The sequence below is a fragment of the Streptomyces sp. NH27 genome (assembly GCF_056859195.1).
In genome coordinates this window covers 1-587 of sequence record NZ_JACEGK010001057.1, presented here as the reverse complement: position 1 = coordinate 587, position 587 = coordinate 1, and the positions used below count along the sequence as shown (strand labels likewise).

Sequence of the window (587 nt, the reverse complement as noted above, 5' to 3'; positions counted from 1 at the left end):
GCACCCTCACCGTCCGCTTCGACCAGGAGCACGCCATCGCCTTCCTCGCCTGGCTGCGCACCCAGCGCTGAACCGCCGCCGACCGGCAACGAACCAACCAAGGCGGCCCGCCGCACCAATCCTGACAAGGGCCGGTGCGGTGCCACCGTGCTCACAACAGCTCGCCCAGCCGGCTCAGCACCACGCCCACCCGCCGGGCCGGCCGCGGGTCGACCCGCGCCAGCAGGTGCCCGAGCGCACACCCCTCCTCGAACTCCCCCGGCCGCCCGGCCGACCGGGCCCAGCAGGCCACCGCGTTGTGCAGATCCCGCTCCAGCTCCCCCGGCGGACCGCCGAGGCGGTACCGGCGGTCCGCCGCCCGGACGTACAAGCCGAACGCCGCACCGAAGTCCCCGTCCCACATCGCCAGGTAAGCCCGGAGCTCAGCCGTCAGCACCGCGTACGGATGACCCTCGCCGTACTCCGCAGCCACCTCCTCGGCCAACCCGACCGCCCGCACCCGAGCCTCGCCCACACCGCCGGCCAACTCAGCCGCCCGGATAGACGCCAGCCTCTGCTCCCACCGCCGCATCCCGACCGACCACGAC

1 pseudogene is annotated in these 587 nt (G+C 74.3%); it reads right to left on the bottom strand.

What is annotated here, in order from left to right:
- Positions 1-151 precede the first annotated feature (151 nt).
- Positions 152-587, bottom strand: a pseudogene (locus AC13HU_RS37995) (hypothetical protein); the annotation flags it as partial.